The 17,340-nt window shown below is 68.5% G+C and carries 17 protein-coding genes; 12 read left to right on the forward strand and 5 right to left on the reverse strand.

Annotated features, from left to right (window positions below; all coding sequences use genetic code 11):
* Positions 1–291: 291 nt before the first annotated feature.
* Positions 292–801 (forward strand): BRO-N domain-containing protein, encoded by a 510-nt coding sequence (locus SZ55_RS09715; RefSeq protein ID WP_044404871.1) that lies wholly within the window; start codon positions 292–294, stop codon positions 799–801.
* 117 nt (positions 802–918) lie between these two features.
* Positions 919–1,524, forward strand: a complete 606-nt coding sequence (locus SZ55_RS09720) for a hypothetical protein (protein WP_044404874.1) — start codon at positions 919–921, stop codon at positions 1,522–1,524.
* 136 nt (positions 1,525–1,660) lie between these two features.
* Here SZ55_RS09720 and SZ55_RS09725 read toward each other — a convergent pair whose 3' ends face one another.
* Positions 1,661–2,185, reverse strand: a complete 525-nt coding sequence (locus SZ55_RS09725; protein ID WP_044404877.1) for a hypothetical protein — start codon at positions 2,183–2,185, stop codon at positions 1,661–1,663.
* A 247-nt stretch (positions 2,186–2,432) separates the two neighbouring features.
* Positions 2,433–3,047, reverse strand: a complete 615-nt coding sequence (locus tag SZ55_RS09730) for a LysE family translocator (RefSeq protein WP_044404880.1) — start codon at positions 3,045–3,047, stop codon at positions 2,433–2,435.
* A gap of 66 nt (positions 3,048–3,113) precedes the next feature.
* On the opposite strand from SZ55_RS09730, the gene SZ55_RS09735 reads away from it, so the two are divergent.
* The 3 genes from SZ55_RS09735 to SZ55_RS09740 all read left to right on the forward strand — a co-directional run bounded on the left by SZ55_RS09735 (position 3,114) and on the right by SZ55_RS09740 (position 5,128).
* Positions 3,114–4,025: a LysR family transcriptional regulator gene (locus SZ55_RS09735; protein ID WP_044404883.1), complete on the forward strand. Its 912-nt coding sequence runs from the start codon at positions 3,114–3,116 to the stop codon at positions 4,023–4,025.
* A 73-nt stretch (positions 4,026–4,098) separates the two neighbouring features.
* The gene (locus SZ55_RS27355) at positions 4,099–4,266 is read left to right on the forward strand and encodes a DUF2897 family protein (protein WP_069561667.1); all 168 of its coding nucleotides are present in this window, start codon (positions 4,099–4,101) and stop codon (positions 4,264–4,266) included.
* Between the two features lie 103 nt (positions 4,267–4,369).
* Positions 4,370–5,128 (forward strand): CPBP family intramembrane glutamic endopeptidase, encoded by a 759-nt coding sequence (locus tag SZ55_RS09740; protein WP_044404886.1) that lies wholly within the window; start codon positions 4,370–4,372, stop codon positions 5,126–5,128.
* On the opposite strand, the gene SZ55_RS09745 is transcribed toward SZ55_RS09740, so the two are convergent.
* The 3 genes from SZ55_RS09745 to SZ55_RS09755 are packed head-to-tail and all read right to left on the reverse strand — an operon-like array spanning position 5,079 to position 7,430.
* Positions 5,079–5,930, reverse strand: a complete 852-nt coding sequence (locus tag SZ55_RS09745) for a substrate-binding periplasmic protein (protein ID WP_082078198.1) — start codon at positions 5,928–5,930, stop codon at positions 5,079–5,081. The two genes, SZ55_RS09740 and SZ55_RS09745, sit on opposite strands and share 50 nt — an antisense overlap.
* Before the next feature lie 22 nt (positions 5,931–5,952).
* Positions 5,953–6,750 (reverse strand): substrate-binding periplasmic protein, encoded by a 798-nt coding sequence (locus SZ55_RS09750; protein WP_044404889.1) that lies wholly within the window; start codon positions 6,748–6,750, stop codon positions 5,953–5,955.
* A 56-nt stretch (positions 6,751–6,806) separates the two neighbouring features.
* Positions 6,807–7,430: a TetR/AcrR family transcriptional regulator gene (locus SZ55_RS09755; RefSeq protein WP_044405217.1), complete on the reverse strand. Its 624-nt coding sequence runs from the start codon at positions 7,428–7,430 to the stop codon at positions 6,807–6,809.
* Between the two features lie 207 nt (positions 7,431–7,637).
* Here SZ55_RS09755 and SZ55_RS09760 point away from each other — a divergent pair, with 207 nt between their 5' ends.
* The 7 genes from SZ55_RS09760 to SZ55_RS09790 all read left to right on the forward strand — a co-directional run bounded on the left by SZ55_RS09760 (position 7,638) and on the right by SZ55_RS09790 (position 17,146).
* Entirely contained in the window at positions 7,638–9,425 is a 1,788-nt protein-coding gene (locus SZ55_RS09760; protein ID WP_044404892.1) for an acyclic terpene utilization AtuA family protein, read from the forward strand.
* Positions 9,426–9,447: 22 nt separating this feature from the next.
* On the forward strand, positions 9,448–10,317 hold the full coding sequence (locus SZ55_RS09765) for an SDR family oxidoreductase (RefSeq protein WP_044404895.1): 870 nt from the start codon (positions 9,448–9,450) through the stop codon (positions 10,315–10,317).
* 3 nt (positions 10,318–10,320) lie between these two features.
* Entirely contained in the window at positions 10,321–11,937 is a 1,617-nt protein-coding gene (gene atuC, locus SZ55_RS09770) for a geranyl-CoA carboxylase subunit beta (protein ID WP_044404898.1), read from the forward strand.
* Between the two features lie 58 nt (positions 11,938–11,995).
* Positions 11,996–13,156: a citronellyl-CoA dehydrogenase gene (atuD, locus tag SZ55_RS09775; protein WP_044404901.1), complete on the forward strand. Its 1,161-nt coding sequence runs from the start codon at positions 11,996–11,998 to the stop codon at positions 13,154–13,156.
* Positions 13,157–13,169: 13 nt separating this feature from the next.
* Complete coding sequence (atuE, locus tag SZ55_RS09780) at positions 13,170–13,964, forward strand: isohexenylglutaconyl-CoA hydratase (protein WP_044405220.1); 795 nt, start codon at positions 13,170–13,172, stop codon at positions 13,962–13,964.
* Between the two features lie 298 nt (positions 13,965–14,262).
* Positions 14,263–16,248, forward strand: coding sequence for an acetyl/propionyl/methylcrotonyl-CoA carboxylase subunit alpha (locus SZ55_RS09785; protein WP_044404904.1), 1,986 nt, complete (start codon positions 14,263–14,265; stop codon positions 16,246–16,248).
* A gap of 73 nt (positions 16,249–16,321) precedes the next feature.
* Positions 16,322–17,146, forward strand: a complete 825-nt coding sequence (locus SZ55_RS09790) for an SDR family oxidoreductase (protein ID WP_044404907.1) — start codon at positions 16,322–16,324, stop codon at positions 17,144–17,146.
* The last annotated feature ends 194 nt before the right edge of the window (positions 17,147–17,340 follow it).

Raw genomic sequence — 17,340 nt, forward strand, 5'->3', positions numbered from 1 at the left:
CCCTCCCCCACCTCCCTATCCTCCCGGCGTCGCGGTCAATCCCGCGACCGGGTTTGACAGCCCGAACTTACAGGCGCGATTGCGCTTCAGGTGCATGCGAAAAACGGCGGACGTTTTTTGCAGGCACGTGTTCGTATGCAGTTTTCTGACTGCACTGCGTCATGGCAGATCGCGCGGGGAGACCCTCGGGTCTGCCGGGTCCTGTAACCGGTCTGTCAACCCCGCGCGGTTTGCCACCCTTCGATTGACAGCGTGGGTGGCGATCCTGAAATCACTTACAGGAGCAACACCATGCACGACGCACATACCCCCATCGTTTTCCAACGCCACAACCACCAGCTCCGTGCCGCCATGGTCGACAACCAGCCCTGGTTCGTGGCCATGGACTTCGCGCGGATGATCGGCGCGCTGAAGCCCGGCCGCCTGCCCCGCCTGGTGGATCCGCACCAGCGCCGCGCCGTCCGCTTGCGGCACGCCAGCGGTGGCAGCGAGGAAGTCATCGCCCTCAGCGAGGCCGGCGCCTACCGCCTGCTGTACCGCTACCAGCACCCGGAGCACCGCTGCCTGAGCCGCTGGCTCAGCGAGGAGGTGGTGCCGACGCTGCATGACCACTACCGTGACGCCAACGCGGCGCCCCGCCGGGCGTACATGAGCTGGGCCAACCAGCGGATCGGCGTGGTGAAGTGGCAAGGGGACATCTGGATCGCCCGGCGCGACCTCCCGGTGTTCCTCTGCAGCCGCGAGGAGCCGGCACTGGGCAACGAGCCGAGCTGGAAGCACATGCCCTTCGGCGATTGGTAGCCGAACCGGGAGCGGGTGCGCCCCGCTCCCGGTTGTCGAAACTGTGCGCGTGTGCGGTATGCACCGGTGGCCGTTCGGCTAGGGTGCTGCTTTTGCCCCCACCGAGCGGATTTGAGCATGGACACCCTGCAAAACGGCATCGACGCGTACAACCAGACCTTCCAGGAACTGCACGGCGAAGACGATGAGCTGGCCTGCGACGGGCCCGCGCCGGCGTCGGACATCGAGCGCTTCCAGGCCCTGGCCGGGATACCGCTGCCGGCGGAGCTGGTGGCCTTCTACCGCCACTTCGGCAGCCTGAAGAACAACACCCAGGACGACAACCACTGCTTCTGGCTGCCCGCCCCGGGCGAGCTGGTGGACTGGCTGGAAGACCAGGGCAGTGGCGCCGGGCTGGTGTCGCTGATGCGGGCCTTCTGGGGTGGCGACCGTCCGGAGCTGGACGCGGGCACGCACTTCGATGCGGCCCAGCTGCAGGCGCTGGACCAGCGTTTCATCGGCTTTGGCTGGTTCATGGGCGACGACATGCTGGAAGGCGCGCACTTCCTGTTCTTCGACCGGGCCGGCGGGTTCGGCCGCCTGCACTACCACCAGGACCGTTTCGCCGAAGCCCGGCGTGGCCTGCTCGGGCTGCTGGAGTCGGGCCTGCCCGGCCACTCGCTGGAGGCCCTGCTCGGCCAGGCGCTGGACGAGGTGCGCGAGGGGCTGGAAGCCTTCGGCTGACCCAGGGAACAGCACCAGCTGTGCCAGGATGCGCGCGGCCCAGGCGCTCCGCACGACAAGGAGTGGCCAGCCCTGCGCGCTGAACCAGCGAGGGCTTACCTGGGCCTGTCGTCAGGCTGCACGCCTAGTGAGGCACTCAGGAGAGGCTGCGCGGTTGATGATCAAGCAGCAGCACCAGGTCACGCACGTGCAGAACCTTGCCGTAGAAGGGGTTGTTCTCAACGCCCGCCAGAGACCGGCCACTTAGTCGGGCCATATCCTCCAGCAGCTCGAATTCCAGATCCTCGTCGTCCAGGTTCAGATCCTCCTCGAAGCGATCATCGGCACGGATCGGCAAGCGTCCACCGAGATAACCGTGCAGAGACTCGTACACGGCGCGGATCACCCAGGTGTCCACCTGCCACCGAGGGAAGGCGCGAGCGAACTGGCATATGGACTGCCCCTGGCGCTGCGCAGCCAGCCTCGCCAAACGTTGCTGCTCTCGCCAGCTCAAGTACTTCACCAGCACAGCCGTGCCGGCCACAACCCACAGCAGCGCAGGCTGCTGCACGATGCTCCAGACCAGGCCAACGAGCAGGCACAGCAGCAACAGAACCAAGCCGAGCGGTAACCGTGCCGGTGCGTGTGGCATGTCGTGCATGTGTCTTGAAGGTTTGCGCATGGCGTTGCCCCGTTGTGGACAGGCTCGCAACCTATCCCAGCCCTCACCGGGCGGGCAAGACAGCACAGGAGCACCTTTGCGGCAAGGCGTCTCTGGCAAGCGCTGTACAAGGCCAAGCAGCCGCAACCGTATCGTCCAAAACTGATGAAAGCGCCTCAGGAAGAAACCACCCGCTCAGGCGCACACCACTGAAAAGAGTTCGGCAGGTGGCAAAGCCCCGTGGCTGGCTGTGGACTGGCGGCGACCTTCACCCCCTGCGAAAAAGCGCCAGCCAGCAACCGAAGCCCACCAGCAACGCGCCGAAGCTGCGGTCCACCCAGTGCCGCACCGCCAGCAAGCGCTGGCGCACGGCGCCGGAGGAGAAGCACAGCGCCACCAGGCCGAACCAGGCGACGTGGGCGCTGGCGATGAAGGCGCCATAGCCCACCTGTACCGCCAGGGGCGTATCCGGGCGCACCACCTGCAGGAACAGGCTGACGATGAAGACCGTGGTCTTGGGGTTGAGCACGTTGGTGAAGAAGCCCATGCGCAGGGCCGCTGCGTCGCTCAGCGGTGCTTCGGGCGCCTCGGCCTGGGTGCCGGCGGGCTGGCTGCGCAGCATCTTCACCCCCAGCAGGATCAGGTAGGCGGCCCCGGCCAGGCGGATGGCATCGAACAGCCAGAGCGACTGCTGGATGAGCACGCCGACACCCACCAGGGTGTAGCTGACATGCACCAGCACACCCAGCCCGATGCCCAGCGCCGTCAGGCCGCCGGCGCGGCGGGAGCGCAGCAGGCTGTTGCGTGAGACGAGGGCGAAGTCCGGCCCGGGGCTGATCACCGCGAGCAGGGTAATGGTGATGACGGCTAACAGTTCGGCCATGGCGTATCCTCTGGCGGTTCGATAGAGGTGCCGATCATAGGAAGCCAGCCAGGGGCCTGACCAACGATGCTTTCTGACCATTCCGGTGAGCCTGGCTCACCATCCAGTGACTCCCGCCTGCCCTCGCTGATGGCGCTGCGCTGCTTCGAGGCCGCAGCCCGCCTGGAGAACTTCACCCGCGCGGCGGAGGCGCTGCACCTGACCCATGGCGCGGTGAGCCGGGCAGTGCGGCTGCTGGAAGACGACCTCGGCGTAGCGCTGTTCGAACGGCGCAACCGCCGTGTCTTCCTCACCGAGGACGGCCGCACCCTGGCCCGCGCGGTGCACGACGGGCTGGCGCTGATGCAACAGGCTGCCCAGGGCTTGCGAGCCAAGACACGCCGGGAGCGGCAATGGGTGGTGTCGTGCGAGCCGACGCTGCTGATGCGCTGGCTGATCCCGCGCTGGCCGGACTTCCAGGCGCGCCACCCGGACTGGGTGATCCACCTGGTGGCCGGCGGCGGGGCCTTCTCCTTCCAGGCCGGCATCGACCTGGCGATCCGCCGCGAGGATTTCCCGCACCCGCCGCACTGGCACGTGGAGCCATTGTTCGAGGAGCAGGTGGGGCCGGTGTGCCGGCCGGAGCGGGCCACCCAGTGGTTCGAGGCCGACGACCTGCGCCCGGATGCGCCCCGGCTGCACACCCGCACCCGGCCAGCAGCCTGGGCGGACTGGAGCGCGGCGGCCGGTCGCGCTCCGGGCCTGCCGGGCGGGCAGGTGTTCGAGCACTTCTACTTCAGCCTGCAGGCGGCGGTGGCCGGGCTGGGGGTGGCCATCGGCCCGTGGCACCTGGTGCGCGACGACCTGGCGAGCGGCGCGCTGGTGGCGCCGCTGGGGTTCGTGGCCGATGGCTCGCGCTACTGCCTGCTGAGCGAGGCCCCGCCACCGCCCGGCAGCCTGCCGGCCGCGCTGCTGGCGTGGCTGCGGGAGCAGGCCTGATGCAACGAATGACGGAACGGCATGCGCGCCGTAGCATCCAACCCCACATGCCCTATTTGAAAAGGAGATCGACATGCCCTGGTATGCCTGGCTGATCCTGGCGTTGGCCCTTGGCTCCATCGTCGGCGGCCTGATGATGCTGCGTGACACCGCGAAGAAGGTTCCGCTGACCGAGGAGCAACTGGCGCGCATCCGCCAGCGCAACGCGGAAGCCGACGCCAAGGACGCGGAAGACCGCTGAGAGCCGGCACGGAAGCCGGCCACGGGCCGGTTTCCCGCACATCCGCCAACACCTGATGGCGAGATGGCCTTAAAGTGCGCCACCTGATTTCTCAGGAGGTGCCATGCCTATCCATCTACAAATCCTGCTTCCCCTGCTCACCCTGGCCCTGGGCCATGCCACCGGCCACATCAGCCCGCTCGGCCTGGCGCTCGGCGTGGCCTATGCCGGCTGGGTGCTGGCGGCGAAACGCCTGCCCAACTGGCTGTGGCTGCCGGTGACGCTGCTGGCCAGCGTGGCCCTGGCCGCGCACCTGGTGCCGGGCTTCGCCTACCTCTCCCTGACCGAGCCGACACCCTGGAGCCCGGACGCGCCGCCCTACGCCCTGCGGGTGAACTGGGACAAGGCGCTGGTGGGCATGAGCCTGCTGGCCTGGTGGCTGGGCCGCCCGGACCCGGTGCCGACGGCGCGCCGGAGCGCGACCCTGGCGGTGATGCTGGCGACGCTGGTGGCCGTGCCGGTACTGGCGCTGGCCCTGGGGCTGGTGGGCTGGGTGCCGAAGTGGCCGGAACACCTGGCGCTATGGCTGGCGGTGAACCTGCTGGTGACGGTGCTGGCGGAGGAGCTGGTGTTCCGCGCGCTGCTGCAGCGCTCCCTGGCGGCGCGCCTGGGCCCCTGGGCGGGGCTGCTGCTGGCGACGCTGCTGTTCGGTGCGGTGCACCTGCCCTTCAGCACGCTGTTCGCCGTGGTGGCGACGGTGGCGGGCCTGGGCTACGGCCTGGCGTTCCACTTCTCGGGTCGGCTGGGGCCGGCGGTGGCCCTGCACCTGGGGGTCAATCTCTGCCACGTCCTGCTGCTGAGTTATCCACTGAAGCTGGGCTGACGCGGATGCGGTAGCGGCCGAAGATGCGCTCCAGGCTGCCATCGGCCCGCAGCGTCTCCAGCAGGCGCGCGAAGCGCTCGGGGGTGATGGGCGCCCCCGGCCGCAACAGGGCGTAGTGGCGGTAGTACTGGTCGACCCGGTCGGAGACGAGGAACTGCCCCGCCACGTCCGGGTTGCGCTCCAGGTACATGCCCAGGTACGAGCGCGTCACCAGGGCGATGTCGGCGCGGTCTCGCAGCACCATCAGCAGGTTGCTGTCGTGGGAGTAGGTCAGCATCGCGTTGAATTCGCGCATGAGGTATTCCGGGTCGGCGTCGAACCCGGCGAAGCCGTAGTGGTAGCCGCTGTAGAGGGCCAGGCGCTTGCCATCCAGGCTGCGGAAGTAGTCCTGGCCACGGCTGTCGCGCTTGTGGGCGACGAAGACTTCGGCGTCCTCCAGGCCCATGTCGATACGCGCCGCCTCGATGTCCTGCCAGCCCCAGCCGGGGTTCTCGAACACCGCCATGTCGATGCGCCCGCTCTGGAAATCGCGGAAGCGCCGCGGGATGGCCGTGGGCAGCATGACGAAACGGTAGTCCGCCTGGGCCTGGTTGAGGGCCTCCAGCAGTTCGGGCAGCAGGCCGGTGGCCGCTTCCGATTCCGGCTTGATCACATAGGGCGGGAAGTGGGCGCCGCCCACCTTGACCACCTCGGCGGCGAGCGCCGGCTCCAGCGAAGCGAACAGGGCCAGAGCGGCCAGCAGTCCCTTGCGTCCCCCAATCCGTTGTCGGCCGTCCTTCCGCCGAACGCGTGCAAAAGCCATGTTTTCCCCGTATGCGCCGTTCTTAATCTCGGTCGTTCTTCTTGAACGGCAGCTGGTATCGCTCCAGCAGCCGTTGGTAAGACTCATCCGCCTGCAACCGCTGCAACAGCCCCTCGAAGTCCTGGGGCTCGATGGGGGCGTTGGGTCTGAGCATGGCGTTGAGATGGTATTCCTGATCGAACCGACGGGAAACAAGCAGTTTGCCGCGCAGTTCGGGGTCCCGCTGGAGCATCTGCCCGAGGTAGGACCGGGTGACAACGGCTATATCGGCACGATCATGCAAAACCATGAGCAGGTTGCTGTCGTGGGAATAGGTGAGCGTGGCCTGGAAGCGTTTCTGCAGCATGAGCGGATCGGCGTCGTAGCCGGCGAAGCCGTAGTGATAGCCGGCATAGAGCACCAGGCGCTTGCCGAGCAGGGTGTCGAAATAGTCCTCGCCCCGTTCGGGCTCGGCGCGGGCCACGTAGACCTCGGCATCGTCGATGCCCATGTCGATGAGGGTGTAGCGCGCGCCCTCCCAGCCCCAGTGGGGGTCCTCGAAGAGGATGAGGTCGTAGCGGCCGGTCTGCAGGTCGCGGTAACGGCGCGCAGAAGAGGTGGGCACGATGCTGAAGTGGAAGCGCTTCTGCACCTGGTTGAACAGCGCCACCAGCTCCACCGTCAGGCCGCTGCCGGTATCCCGCTCGGGGTGCACCATGTAGGGCGGGAAGTTGTAGGCGCCGATGAGAATCTCGCGGGGCAGCGCGGCCCAGGCGCTCCCTGCCAGGAGGCAGAGCGACAGCAGGAACAACCGTGACGTGATAGACCAGACACCCGACATCTTGGCCCCGGAGAAAGAGGTGGAACGGCTCCCGGGGAAGACTAGTTCATGCCGGCTCAGCCGTCCTTGAGCACCAGCGCCAGAGCCTCTTCGCAGAGCTGATCGAGGCTCATGGGGCCCTCGGGGCGGAACCAGGTGGTGGTCCAGGACAGCGCGCCGGTGAGGAAGCGCCGCAGGATGAACGGGTCGCCCTGGACGTAGCCCTGGGCACGGGCCTCGCCCAGCACCTCCAGCCAGAACTGCTCATAGGCATCGCGCAGTTCGAGGATGTAGCGCTGCCCCTCCTCCGAGAGCGAACGCCACTCGTACACCAGCACGGCCATGGCCTCGCCGGTGCCGCCCATGATCGACTGCAGTTCGCAGCGGATCAGCGCCAGCACCCGCTCGCGCAGGCTGTCGGCCTCGGCCAGGGCGGCCTTCATCAGCGCGGTGTTGTAGAGGATGGTCTCCTCCATCACCGAGCGGAGGATCTCGTCCTTGCTCTTGAAGTGGTGAAAGATGCTGCCCGACTGGATGCCCACGGCACTGGCCAGGTCGCGCACGGTGGTGCGCTCGTAGCCCTTGCTGCGGAACAGGTGGGCGGCGGTCTGCAGCAATTTGCCGCGGGGGCTCTCCGGGTCGGTGATCTGCCCGCTTTCCACCAGTTCACGCATCACGTCTTGGGCTTTTGGGTTGTCCAGGCTCATCGCTCGCCACTACCTCGTTCGCACGGCGCTTGCCCATCCAACTTAAGAATGGAGCGCAAGTCTCTGTCTTGATTCGCGAAATCTATTCCCCGCCCGGCGCCCAAGCAAGCGCTTGGGCAAAAAACTGCCACCCTCCACTTTTCAACCAAGCGCTTGCTTGGTAATGTCACCCCACCTTCTCGAGTGATACGGGCCACAACAATGACCAGAGCCGTACGCATCGGTTGCGCCTCCGCATTCTGGGGCGACACCTCCACCGCCGCCGCCCAGTTGGTGAACGGCGCGCACTTGGACTACCTGGTGTTCGACTACCTGGCGGAGATCACCATGTCGATCCTCGCCGGGGCACGCATGAAGAAGCCGGACGAAGGCTATGCCACCGACTTCGTCGAGGTGCTGGCACCGCTGCTGCCGCAGATCGCCGACAAGCGCATCCGCGTGATCAGTAACGCCGGCGGAGTCAACCCGGTGGCCTGCGCCGCTGCGCTTTCCGCGGCCTGCGAGAAAGCCGGCGTGGCGCTGAAGATCGCCGTACTGCACGGCGACAACCTGCAGCCACGCCTGGGCGAGCTGGCCAAGGCCGGCGTCCGCGAGATGTTCACCGACGCCCCGCTGCCGCCCATGTGCGTCTCCGTCAACGCCTACCTGGGCGCCCCCGGCATCGTCGCGGCGCTGGAAGCCGGTGCCGACATCGTCATCACCGGCCGGGTGGTGGACAGCGCCGTGGTCAGCGCCGCCCTGGTCTATGAATTCAAATGGCGCTGGGACGACCACGACCGCCTGGCCCAGGCCGCCCTCGCCGGCCACATCATCGAATGCGGCGCCCAGTGCACCGGCGGCAACTTCACCGACTGGGAACAGGTGCCGGACTACGAGCACATCGGCTTCCCCATCGTCGAAGTGGAGGCCGACGGCCAGTTCTGCGTGACCAAGCCGGACGGTTCCGGCGGCCTGGTGACGCCCTTCACCGTCGGCGAGCAGATGCTCTACGAGATCGGCGACCCGCGCGCCTACCTGCTGCCCGACGTGATCTGCGACTTCACCCAGGTGCGCCTGGAGGCCGCCGGCACCGACCGCGTGCGCGTCTCCGGCGCCCGGGGCCTGGCGCCCACCGACCGCTACAAGGTCAGCGCCACCTACCCCGACGGTTTCCGCTGCACCGCCAGCTGCCTGATCGCCGGCATCGACGCGGTGAAGAAGGCCGAGCGGGTGAGCCGCGCCATCATCGCCAAGACCGAGGAAATCTTCGCCGCACGGGGCTGGGGCCCCTACCGCGAGGTGAACATCGAACTGCTCGGCAGCGAGGCCACCTACGGGCCCCACGGCCAACGGCAGGACAGCCGCGAAGTGGTGATCAAGCTCGCCGTGCGCCACAGCAAGAAGGAGGCGCTGATCCTCTTCTCCCGCGAGATCGCCCAGGCCGCCACCGGCATGGCCCCCGGCCTGACCGGCATCGTCGGCGGCCGCCCCACGGTGTACCCGGTGATCCGCCTGTTCTCCTTCCTGGTGGACAAGAGCGCCTGCAGCCTGGAGGTGGAGCTGGACGGCGAGCGCCACCCGGTGGCCCTGCCCGAAGCCGGCAGCGCCGACCCGACGGCCCTGGCCGAAGACCTGCACCCGCCACGCCCGGTCGGCGAGGCCGACGCCAGCGTGCCGCTGATCAGGCTCGCCGTGGCCCGCTCCGGCGACAAGGGCAACCACAGCAACATCGGCGTCATGGCGCGCCGGCCCGAGTTCCTGCCGTGGATCGCCGAGGCGCTGACGCCCGAGGCCGTGGTGGACTGGATGGCCCACGTGCTCGACCCGCAGACCGGCCGCGTCCAGCGCTGGTACCTGCCCGGCACCCACAGCCTGAACTTCCTGCTGGAGAACGCCCTGGGCGGCGGCGGCGTCGCCAGCCTGCGCATCGACCCGCAGGGCAAGGCCTTCGCCCAGCAACTGCTTGAATTCCCCGTACCGGTGCCGCGCGCACTGGCCGAGACCCTGTAGCGCGACGAGGACGACAACAACAATGAGCTACGACTCCGTATTCCGGCCCGGCCTGTTCGCCGGCCAGACCATCCTGGTTACCGGCGGCGGCAGCGGCATCGGCCGCTGCGTGGCCCACGAACTGGCCCACCTGGGCGCCCACGTGGTGCTGGTGGGGCGCAAGGCGGAAAAACTCGAAGCCACCGCCGGCGAGATCATCGAAGACGGCGGCAGCGCCAGCTGGCAGGCCTGCGACATCCGCGACGAAGAAGCGGTCAAGGCCATGGTCAAGGCCGTGGTGGCCGAGCGCGGCCCCATCCACCACCTGGTCAACAACGCCGGCGGCCAGTTCCCCGCGCCGCTCATCGGCATCAACCAGAAGGGCTTCGAGACCGTGGTGCGCACCAACCTGGTGGGCGGCTTCCTGGTGGCCAAGGAGGTCTTCCTGCAGAGCATGAGCAAGACCGGCGGCAGCATCGTCAACATGCTCGCCGACATGTGGGGCGGCATGCCCGGCATGGGTCACTCCGGCGCCGCCCGCGCCGGCATGGAGAACTTCACCAAGACCGCCGCCTACGAATGGGGCCACGCCGGGGTGCGGGTCAACGCCGTGGCGCCGGGCTGGATCGCCTCCAGCGGCATGGACACCTACCCCGAGTCGATGAAGGCGATGATCCGTTCCCTCAAGGACCACGTCCCGCTGCAGCGCATCGGCACCGAGTCCGAGGTGGCGTCCGCCATCGTCTTCCTGCTTTCCCCCGGCGCCCATTTCATCAGCGGCAACACCATCCGCATCGACGGCGCCGCCAGCCAGGGCACCCGCGCCTGGACCCTGGGCAAGGCCCGCGCCAGCGAGTCCTACAACGGATTCCACCGGGCCTATCTGCCCGCCGTGTTCAAGGACGAGGAGTAAGCCATGGCCGTGATCCAATCCGAACTCGACGTCCACGGCGACGACTTCGCCCGCAACCGCGAGGCCATGCTGGCCGCGGTGGCGAGCTTCCGCGAGGTGGAGCAGAAGGTGCTGGACAAGGCACAGGACGCCAAGCCCAAGTTCGAGAAGCGCGGCCAGCTGCTGCCCCGCGAACGCCTCAACCTCCTGCTGGACCCGGGCAGCCCCTTCCTGGAGCTGTGCTCCCTGGCCGGCTACAAGCTGCACGACGACAAGGACGGCACCCAGGCCGGCGGCGGCATCATCGCCGGCATCGGCTACATCGCCGGGGTGCGCTGCCTGATCAGCGCCAGCAACAGCGCCATCAAGGGCGGCACCATCTCCCCCACCGGCCTGAAGAAGACCCTGCGCCTGCAGCAGATCGCCGTGGAGAACAAGCTGCCCATGGTGGCCCTCACCGAGAGCGGCGGCGCCAACCTCAACTACGCGGCGGAGATCTTCGTCGAAGGCGCGCGCGGCTTTGCCAACCAGGCGCGCATCTCCGCCATGGGCATTCCCCAGGTCACCGTGGTGCACGGCTCCAGCACCGCCGGCGGGGCCTACCAGCCGGGCCTGTCGGACTACGTCATCGTGGTGCGCGGCAAGGCCAAGATGTTCCTCGCCGGTCCGCCCCTGCTCAAGGCCGCCACCGGCGAAGTGGCCACCGACGAAGAACTCGGTGGCGCCGAGATGCACGCCCAGGTGGCCGGCACCGCCGAATACCTGGCCGAGAACGACGCCGACGCCCTGCGCATCGCCCGCGAGGTGCTCGCCATGCTGCCCTGGAACGCCCAGTTGCCGGCCCCGGCGAAGCCCACCTGGCGCGAGCCGCTGTACAGCACCGACGAGCTGCTGGGCGTGGTGCCGGCGGACCCGAAGAAGCCCTACGACGTGCGCGAGATCATCGCCCGCATCGCCGACGGTTCCGAATTCCTCGACTTCAAGAACGAGTTCGACAGCCAGACCGTCTGCGGCCACCTGCGCATCGAGGGCCGCCCCTGCGGGCTGATCGGCAACAACGGCCCGATCACCCCGCGCGGCGCCGCCAAGGCCGCGCAGTTCATCCAGCTCTGCGAGCAGAGCAACACCCCGCTGCTGTTCCTGCACAACACCACCGGCTTCATGGTGGGCACCGAGTCGGAGCAGCTGGGGGTGATCAAGCACGGCTCGAAGATGATCCAGGCCGTGGCCAACGCCAGCGTGCCCAAGCTCACCCTGGTGGTGGGCGGCTCCTACGGCGCCGGCAACTACGCCATGTGCGGCCGTGGGCTGGACCCGCGCTTCATCTTCGCCTGGCCCAACAGCCGCACCGCCGTGATGGGCGGCGCCCAGGCCGGCAAGGTGCTGCGCATCGTCACCGAGGAGAAACACGCCAAGGAGGGCAAGGAGGCCGACCCGAAGATGCTCGACATGCTGGAACAGATGACCGCGCAGAAGCTCGACAGCCAGTCCACCGCGCTCTACGGCACCGCCAGCCTGTGGGACGACGGCCTGATCGACCCCCGCGACAGCCGCAAGCTGCTGGGCTACCTGCTGGACATCTGCGCCGAGGCCGAGGCCCGGCCCCTGAAGACCAACCGCTTCGGCGTGGCTCGCTTCTGAGAACCCTCACGGTGCGCCTGGCGCACCCCCAACGGCTTACTCACGGAGAACAACAACAATGATCTTCACCCAGGAACACGAAGAACTCCGCCGTACCGTCCGCAACTTCGTCGACAAGGAGATCAACCCCCACGTCGACCAGTGGGAGAAGGACGGCCGCTTCCCCATCCACGACATCTTCAAGAAGGCCGGCGAGCTGGGCCTGCTGGGCATCTCCAAGCCGGAGAAATTCGGCGGCATGGGCCTGGACTACAGCTACTCCATCGTCGCCGCCGAAGAGTTCGGCACCATCCATTGCGGCGGCATCCCCATGTCCATCGGCGTGCAGACCGACATGTGCACCCCGGCCCTGGCGCGCTTCGGCTCCGACGAGCTGCGCGAAGAGTTCCTCCGCCCGGCCATCGCCGGCGAGATGGTCGGCTGCATCGGCGTCTCCGAGGTGGGTGCCGGCTCCGACGTCGCCGGGCTCAAGACCACCGCTCGCAAGGACGGCGACGACTACGTGATCAACGGCAGCAAGATGTGGATCACCAACTCCCCGTCCGCCGACTTCATCTGCCTGCTGGCCAACACCTCCGACGACAAGCCCCACGTCAACAAGTCGCTGATCATGGTGCCGATGAACACCCCCGGCATCACCCTCAGCCCGCACCTGGACAAGCTCGGCATGCGCAGCTCCGAGACCGCCCAGGTGTTCTTCGACAACGTCCGCGTGCCGCAGCGCAACCGCATCGGCCACGAAGGCGCCGGCTTCATGATGCAGATGCTGCAGTTCCAGGAAGAGCGCCTGTTCGGCGCCGCCAACATGATCAAGGGCCTGGAGCACTGCATCGACGCCACCATCGACTACTGCAAGGAACGCAAGACCTTCGGCAACGCGCTGATCGACAACCAGGTCATCCACTTCCGCATGGCCGAGCTGATGACCGAGGTGGAATGCCTGCGCGCCCTGGTCTACCAGGCCACCGAAATGTACGTGAAGGGCAAGGACGTCACCCGCCTCGCCTCCATGGCCAAGCTCAAGGCCGGGCGCCTGGGCCGCGAGGTCACCGATGCCTGCCTGCAGTACTGGGGCGGCATGGGCTTCATGTGGGACAACCACATTTCCCGCGCCTACCGCGACACCCGCCTGGTGTCCATCGGCGGCGGTGCCGACGAGATCATGCTCGGCATCATCTGCAAGCTGATGGGCATCCTGCCGGGCAAGAAGAAAGACTGAGACGGGGGTGACCATGGAACTGCCGAACACCGAGACCCTGCTGCTGGAGCCCGCTGACGGCGTGCTGCACATCACCCTCAACCGCCCGGAGAGCCGCAACGCCATGAGCCTGGCCATGGTGGAAGAGCTGCGCGCGGTGCTCGCCGCCGCGCGCCAGGCGCCCGAGGTGCGTGCCTTGGTGCTGCGCGGGGCCGGCGGGCACTTCTGCGCCGGCGGCGACATCAAGGACATGGCCAGCGCCCGCGCCACCGGCGGTGAGGCCTACCAGCGCCTGAACCGCGCCTTCGGCCGCCTGCTGGAAGAGGCCCAGGCCCAGCCGCAGGTGGTGATCGCCGTGCTGGAAGGCGCGGTGCTCGGTGGCGGCTTCGGCCTGGCCTGCGTGTCCGACATCGCCCTGGCCGCCGAAAGCGCCCAGTTCGGCCTGCCGGAGACCAGCCTCGGCATCCTCCCGGCACAGATCGCGCCCTTCGTGGTCAAGCGCATCGGCCTCACCCAGGCCCGCCGCCTGGCCCTCACCGCCGCCCGCTTCGACGGCCGCGAGGCCCTGCGCCTGGGCCTGGTGCACAGCGCCGAGGCCGACGCAGCGGCCCTGGACCAGCGCCTGGCCGACACCCTCGACCAGGTGCGCCGCTGCGCCCCCGGCGCCAACGCCCGTACCAAGGCGCTGCTGCTGGCCACCGAGGAACGCGAGCTGGGCCCGCTGCTGGACGACGCCGCCGCCTGGTTCGCCGAAGCCGTCACCGGCACCGAAGGCACCGAGGGGACCCTGGCCTTCGTGCAGAAGCGCAAACCGACCTGGGCCCAGTGAGCCCAGGCGGTGGATCGATAGAGCGCGATCCACCCTACGCCCGCCCCCACGCAACACCGAAGCACCCGTAGGGTGGATGTCGCTCTTCACATCCACCGCAACACCGAACACCACAGGCGGATCACCCCAACCCGATCCCCACGCAACACCGAAGCACCCGTAGGGTGGATGTCGCTCTTCACATCCACCGCAACATCGAACACCACAGGCGGATCACCCCAACCCGATCCACCGGCAACACCGAACGCAAACAGCCCGGATCCCGGACGCCCTCCGGTCCCCCAGCAGGAGCACGAAGATGCCCGCATTCAACAAGATCCTGATCGCCAACCGGGGCGAGATCGCCTGTCGGGTGATGCGCACCGCCCACGACCTGGGCTACCGCACCGTGGCCGTGTACAGCGAGGCCGACCGCGACGCGCGCCACGTGCAGCTGGCCGACGAAGCCGTGTGCATCGGCCCGGCACCGGTGGGCCAGTCCTACCTGTGCGTCGAGGCCATCCTCGACGCTGCGCGGCGCACCGGCGCGGATGCGGTGCACCCGGGCTACGGCTTCCTCTCCGAGAACGCCGCCTTCGCCCAGGCCTGCGAGGCCGCCAGCATCACCTTCATCGGCCCCACCGTGGAGGCCATCCATCTGATGGGCAGCAAGCGCCTGTCCAAGATCGCCATGCTCGAAGCCGGCGTGCCCTGCATCCCCGGCTACGAAGGCGCCGATCAGGACGACGCCACCCTCGCCCACGAGGCCGAGCGCATCGGCTACCCGCTGATGATCAAGGCCAGCGCCGGCGGCGGCGGGCGTGGCATGCGCCTGGTGCACGAGGCGAGCGAGCTGGCGGCGCAGATCCGCACCGCGCGCTCGGAAGCGCAGAACGCCTTCGGCAGCGGCGAGCTGATCCTCGAACGCGCGGTGATCCAGCCGCGCCATGTGGAGATCCAGGTATTCGGCGACCGCCACGGCCACATCCTCTACCTGGGCGAGCGCGACTGCTCGGTGCAGCGCCGCCACCAGAAGGTGGTGGAAGAAGCCCCCTGCCCGGTGATGACACCGTCCCTGCGCCAGGCCATGGGCGAAGCGGCCGTCAAGGCGGCCGCCTCGGTGAACTACCTGGGCGCCGGCACCGTGGAGTTCCTGCTGGACGCCGAAGGCCGCTTCTACTTCCTGGAAATGAACACCCGCCTGCAGGTGGAGCACCCGGTCACCGAACTGGTCACCGGGCTCGACCTGGTGGCCTGGCAGATCCGCGTCGCCGCCGGCGAAGCCCTGCCGCTGGCCCAGGACAACATCCGCCTCGACGGCCACGCCATGGAAGTCCGCCTCTACGCCGAGGACCCGGCCGCCGGCTTCCTGCCGCAGACCGGCGACGTGCTGCGCTGGGAACCCGCCAGCGGTGCCGGCGTGCGCATCGACCATGGCCTGGTGGAAGGCCAGCCGGTGACGCCCTTCTACGACCCCATGCTGGCCAAGGTGATCGCCTGGGGCGCCACCCGTGACGAAGCCCGGCGCAAGCTGATCCGCGCCGTGGAGGACTGCGTGCTGCTGGGGGTCAAGGGCAACCAGCGGTTCCTCGCCAACCTGCTGGCCCACCCCGAATTCGCCGCCGGCCACGCCACCACCGCCTTCATCGGCGAACACTTCGCCGCCGACCCGAGCCTGGCCCCGCAGCCGTTACCGGCCGCGGAGCTGGCCGCCGCAGCCACTCTGCTCTACCAGGCCTCCGCCGAATCCCGCGCCCACCAGGCCGGCCTCGCCGGCTGGCGCAACGCCGGCAGCGCGCCCTGGCGCCTGGTGCTGCGCCAGGGCGAGCAGAAGCACGAAGTCCTGCTGGACGTCCGCGCCAGCGGCCCGCAACCGCAGTTGCAGGTCCAGGCCGCCGGGCAGTCCGTCGCCGTAAGCCTGCTGACCTGCGACGGCCGCTGGGCCACCCTGGAGCTGGACGGCATCCGCCGCCGCCTCGCCTACCACCACGACGGCGAGCACCTGTGGCTCAAGGGCCACCAGGGCAGCATCGAACTGCAGGACGTCACCCACGAACCCGCCGGCGGCCAGGCCAGCGCCGCCTCCGGCACCGTCAAGGCGCCCATGGACGGCGCCATCGTCGACGTGCTGGTGGAGGAAGGCACCCCGGTCACCAAGGGCCAACTGCTGGTGGTGCTGGAGGCCATGAAGATGGAACACCCCCTCAAGGCCGGGATGGACGGCACCGTCCGCCGCGTGCAGGTCAGCGCCGGCGACCAGGTGAAGAGCCGCCAGGTGCTGGTGGAGGTCGAAGCCGCCGACTGAACAACCGCTCGAACCGCGCGACTCGACTAGGTTGAGTAGCCAGGAACCCGACAACACCAACAGGAGCACCCCCATGTCCCTTTCCGGCAAGACCCTGTTCATCACCGGTGCCAGCCGTGGCATCGGCCGCGAGATCGCCCTGCGGGCCGCCGCCGATGGCGCCAACATCGTCATCGCCGCCAAGAGCGCCGAGCCCCATCCCAAGCTGGAAGGCACCATCCACAGCGTCGCCGCGGAAGTGGAAGCGGCCGGCGGCCGGGCCCTGCCCCTGCAACTGGACGTGCGCGACGAAGCCGCCGTACGCGATGCCCTGGCCCAGGCCGCCGAGCACTTCGGCGGCATCGATGCCCTGGTCAACAACGCCGGCGCCATCAAGCTGGTGGGCGTCGAGCGCCTGGAACCCAAGCGCTTCGACCTGATGTACCAGATCAACACCCGCGCGGTGATGGTCTGCAGCCAGGCCGCCCTGCCCTACCTCAAGCAGAGCGGCAACGGCCACATCCTCAACCTGTCCCCGCCGCTGAACCTCGACGCCAAGTGGTTCGCCCAGCACGGCCCCTACACCGTCACCAAGTACGGCATGAGCATGCTCACCCTGGGCATGAGCGAGGAGTTCAAGCGCTACGGCATCAGCGTCAACTCGCTGTGGCCGAAGACCATGATCGCCACCGCCGCCATCGAGTTCGAACTGGGCAGCCGCGACGCCTTCAAGCGCGCCCGCACCCCGGCGATCATGGCCGACGCCGCCCACGCCATCCTCTCCAGCGAAGGCCGCCGCATCACCGGGCGCCTGCTGGTGGACGAGGAGATCCTCCGCGAACAGGGCCAGACCGAGTTCGAGCACTACCGCTTCGACCCCGAGGGCGGCAGCCTCATCCCGGACCTGTTCGTCGACTGAGCCACGCCACGCGCCGTGCGCACACCCGCGCACGGCGCCGCACTTCGCCTCCCTGGGCACCGCACCTGAACCACACCCCCGGTATTTGCCGAACTGCCCGCCCTCCTCCGCGCGCGGGCCAAGTGCATGCGCCGGAAACGCGTCTAGATTCGCCGGTGGCGCCTATTCCCACCCCGCGAAGGTGGTCAGAACAA

Source organism: Pseudomonas sp. FeS53a (assembly GCF_000931385.1).
Taxonomy (GTDB): domain Bacteria; phylum Pseudomonadota; class Gammaproteobacteria; order Pseudomonadales; family Pseudomonadaceae; genus Metapseudomonas; species Metapseudomonas otitidis.